Here is a 4,246-nt window from a genome sequence, read left to right as displayed (position 1 = left end):
GAGCCAGACGCAGTACAGCTCCGCGAGCTGATCGGGAGCGACCCCGATCTCCTCGATGCATTCACGTCGCGCGGCCTCGGCATCGGTTTCGTGCGGATCGATCCGCCCGGCAACGATCTCGACCATGTCGCCGCGCCCGGTTGCGAAATGCGCCGGCAGCCTGAACTGACGGATCAGCACCACCGCGTCCCGTGCGAGATCGATCGGGATCACCGCGGCGACCCGGCTGGCGCGCAGCACATCGCGCTGCTGCAGCAACGGAGGTTCGCCCTCGCGCCGCAGCGAAACCTCGTAGCGTTCGTAGGCCATAAAGCCCTTCCCGATCGTCTCGGGCACCGACACGGTAACATCGGCCGCGCGATCCGCGAGCTGATCAGTTTCGTCACGTTCGCTCATCAAGCACCTATTGCGCCGCGGCGACGTCCGGAGCGGTTTCGAGCCGGAACGCGGCGGCAAACAGCGCTCGCGTATAATCCGTCTTCGGGTTTTTGAACAGCTCCGCCGCCGGGCCTTCCTCGACGACCTTGCCGTGCTTCATGACGATCAGATGACTGGCGAGCGAGGCGACGACTCGCAGGTCGTGGGAAATGAACATGTAAGTGAGATCGCGCTTGCGCTGCAATTCGCGCAGCAGGTCGACCATCTGCGCCTGAAACAACATGTCGAGCGCGCTGGTCGGCTCGTCGAGCACGACGAAGTTCGGCTCCAGCACCACTGCGCGCGCGATCGAGATGCGCTGCCTCTGGCCGCCGGAGAACTCATGCGGATAACGGAAGCGCGTCGCCGGATCGAGACCGACATCCGTGAGCGCCTTGACCACCCGCGCCTCGCGCTCGGCCTCGCCGATCTGCGGCTGGTGCACGCTCAGTCCCTCGGCGATGATGTCGCCGACCGACATGCGCGGGCTGAGCGCGCCGAACGGATCCTGAAATACGATCTGCATGTCGCGGCGGAACGGCCGCATCTGCTTGAACTTCAACCCCTGGATATTGTTGGACAGAAACACGATCGGGCCTTCGGAGGAGATCAGCCGCAACATCGCCAGTCCCAGCGTGGTCTTGCCCGAACCGGACTCGCCGACCACACCGAGCGTCTCGCCCTTGCGGATCGCGAGCGTCACGCCGTCCACCGCCTTGATATGGCCGACGGTCTTGCGCAGCAGCCCGCGCTTGATCGGAAACCAGACCTTGAGATCGTCGGTCGAAATCACGACCGGCGCGTCGGGACGCGGCGGGGCCGGATCCGGCTTCGGCTCGGCGGCGAGCAGCGCCTGCGTGTAGGCGTGCTGAGGTGCGGTGAAGACTTGTTCGACAGGCCCCTGCTCGACGATCTTGCCGGTGTGCATCACGCAGACGGTGTCGGCGATGCGGCGGACGATGCCGAGATCGTGGGTGATGAACAGCATGCTCATCCCGAGTCTGGCGCGGATGTCGGCAAGCAGCGCCAGAATCTGCGCCTGCACGGTGACGTCGAGCGCGGTAGTCGGCTCGTCGGCGATCAGCAGATCCGGCTCGTTGGCCAGCGCCATCGCAATCATCACCCGCTGCCGCTGGCCGCCGGACAGTTGATGCGGATAGCTGGCAAGCCGCGTCTCGGGCTCGGGAATGCCGACCTGGGTCAGCAGTTCGACGATCCGCGCCCGCGCCTTGGCGCCGCGCGGACCGCTGTGCAGTTGCAGGATCTCGCCGATCTGCTGCTCGATCGTGTGCAGCGGATTGAGCGAGGTCATCGGCTCCTGAAACACGATCGAGATTTCGTTGCCGCGAATGCCGCGAATCTCGTGCTCCGACATCCCGAGCAGATCGCGGCCCTTGAACCGGATCTGACCGGACGGATGCGAAGCGCTCGGATAAGGCAGCAGCTTCAGGATCGACAGCGCACTGACCGACTTGCCCGAACCGGACTCACCGACCAGCGCGACGCATTCGCCGCGTTTGATCTGGTACGAAACACGGTCGACCGCGGTGGTGGTGCCGCTCGGCTGGTGAAACGCAACCGACAGATCGCTGACGTCGAGCAGGGGCTGGTTGATCGCGTCCATGCGGCTCACCTGAACGTCTTGCGCGGGTCGAAGGCGTCGCGAACGGCCTCGCCGATGAAGATCAGCAGCGACAGCATGACCGCAACCGCGAAGAAGCCGGTGAAGCCGAGCCAGGGCGCCTGGACGTTGGCCTTGCCCTGCGCCAGCAATTCCCCGAGCGACGGCGAGCCGGGCGGCAGGCCGAAGCCGAGGAAGTCGAGCGCGGTGAGCGTCATCACCGAGGACGAGACGATGAACGGCAGAAACGTCATGGTCGCCACCATCGCGTTCGGCAGCAGGTGCCGCACCATGATCTTGGCATTGGAAACACCCAGCGCGCGAGCCGCGGTGATATATTCGAAATTGCGGCCGCGCAGGAATTCGGCGCGCACCAGACCGACCAGCGACACCCAGGAAAACAGCAACAAAATGCCGAGCAGCACGAAGAAGCCCGGCACCAGCACCGACGACAGGATCAGCAGCAGATACAGCGACGGGATCGCGGTCCAGACTTCGATCAAGCGCTGGAAGGTCAGATCGACCCATCCGCCGAAATAGCCCTGGATACCGCCGGCCGCAATGCCGATGATCGACGACACAATCGTCAGGCTCAGGCCGAACAGGATCGAGATCCGGAAGCCGTAGATCAGCCGCGCCACCACGTCGCGACCCTGATCGTCGGTCCCGAGCCAGTTGTACTCGAGGTCTCGACAGCTCTTGACGCCTTTCTTGGCGACCACCGCCGCGCATTCCTGTTCGGTCAGCATCCAGGTCGGTTTCGACGGCGCCGGCGTCGGCAGATCGAGATTGTGGGTTCCGTAGGAGTAACGGATCGGAGGCCAGACCACGACGCCTCCCTTGTCGGCGATCAGCTTCTGCAAATATGGGTCGCGGTAATCGGCCGCCGTCTCGAAATCGCCGCCGAAGGTGGTCTCGGAATACGTCACCACCGCCGGGAAATAGTAATGACCGTCGAGCTTGATCAGCAGCGGCCGGTTATTGGCGATGAACTCGGCAAACAGCGACACCCCGAACAGCACCAGGAATATCCACAAGGACCAGTAGCCACGGCGATTGGCCTTGAAGTTCTGCCACCGCCGCTTGTTCAGCGGCGACAGCGCCAGCCGGTTTCGCGTCGGCGGTACTGCCTCGCCCAGCGGCATGTTGGTGGTGCTCTCGATCGGCTCGCGTGCGATCAGCGTCATCAGACGTCCCGCGCCTCGAAGTCGATCCGCGGATCGATCCACATATAGGTGAGATCGGAGATCAGGTTCACCACCAGGCCGACCAGCGAAAACACGAACAGCGTTCCGAACACCACCGGATAATCCCGGTTCAACACGCTCTCGAAACCGAGCAGGCCGAGCCCGTCGAGCGAAAAGATGGTCTCGATCAGCAGCGATCCGGAAAAGAACGCGCCGATAAAGGCGCTCGGAAACCCGGCGATCACGATCAGCATGGCGTTGCGGAAGATGTGACCATACAGCACCTGGGTCTGGCTGCAGCCCTTGGCGCGCGCGGTCATGACGTATTGCTTGCGGATCTCGTCGAGGAATGAGTTCTTGGTCAGCAGCGTCATGGTGGCGAACGCGCCGAGCGCCATCGAGATCAGCGGCAAGGTCAGGTGCCAGAAATAGTCGATGATCTTCCAGTACCAGGGAAAATCGCTCCAGCCGTCGGATGTCAGCCCGCGCAGCGGAAACCAGCTGAAGAACGAGCCGCCAGCGAACAGAATGATCAACAGGATCGCAAACAGGAAGCCCGGGATCGCAAACCCGATGATGATCACCGCCGAAGTCCAGGTGTCGAACTTCGAGCCGTCCTGGACCGCCTTGCGGATGCCGAGCGGGATCGACACCAGGTAGGTCAGTAGCGTCATCCAGATTCCGAGCGACATCGAGACCGGCAGCTTCTCCTTGATCAATTGCAGGACGCTGACGTCGCGGAAGTAGCTGTTGCCGAAATCGAACCGGGCGAAATTCCACAGCATGATCGCAAAGCGCTCGGGTGCCGGCTTGTCGAAGCCGAACTGTCTCTCCAAACTCTTGACGAATTCGGGATCGAGGCCCTGCGCACCGCGATATTTCGAGTTGACCGCATCGGCCGCCCCCGCCGCTTGCGGCCGCGAACCGAAATCGCCGCCGGACGAGCCGGAGACGCGCGACGACGCGCCTGTGTCGGCACCAGAGATCTGCGCGATCACCCGTTCGACAGGCCCGCCCGGCG

The 4,246-nt window shown here is 63.4% G+C and carries 4 protein-coding genes; all 4 read right to left on the bottom strand.

Annotation, left to right across the window (positions count from 1 at the left end):
- On the bottom strand, nt 1-396 hold a 396-nt coding region (locus DU475_RS23155), incomplete at its 3' end, for an NUDIX domain-containing protein (RefSeq protein WP_164633449.1).
- Between the two features lie 7 nt (nt 397-403).
- Nucleotides 404-2,041, bottom strand: coding sequence for an ABC transporter ATP-binding protein (locus tag DU475_RS23150; protein WP_164633448.1), 1,638 nt, complete (start codon nt 2,039-2,041; stop codon nt 404-406).
- A gap of 5 nt (nt 2,042-2,046) precedes the next feature.
- Nucleotides 2,047-3,225: an ABC transporter permease gene (locus tag DU475_RS23145; protein ID WP_164633447.1), complete on the bottom strand. Its 1,179-nt coding sequence runs from the start codon at nt 3,223-3,225 to the stop codon at nt 2,047-2,049.
- On the bottom strand, nt 3,225-4,246 hold a 1,022-nt coding region (locus tag DU475_RS23140; RefSeq protein ID WP_164633446.1), incomplete at its 5' end, for a microcin C ABC transporter permease YejB. The genes DU475_RS23145 and DU475_RS23140, both read right to left, overlap by 1 nt.

The sequence above is a fragment of the Rhodopseudomonas sp. WA056 genome, from assembly GCF_010906995.1.
Lineage (GTDB): Bacteria > Pseudomonadota > Alphaproteobacteria > Rhizobiales > Xanthobacteraceae > Rhodopseudomonas > Rhodopseudomonas palustris_G.
The sequence above is the reverse complement of the archived record's forward strand: the minus strand, read 5'-3'. Positions and strand labels throughout refer to the sequence as shown.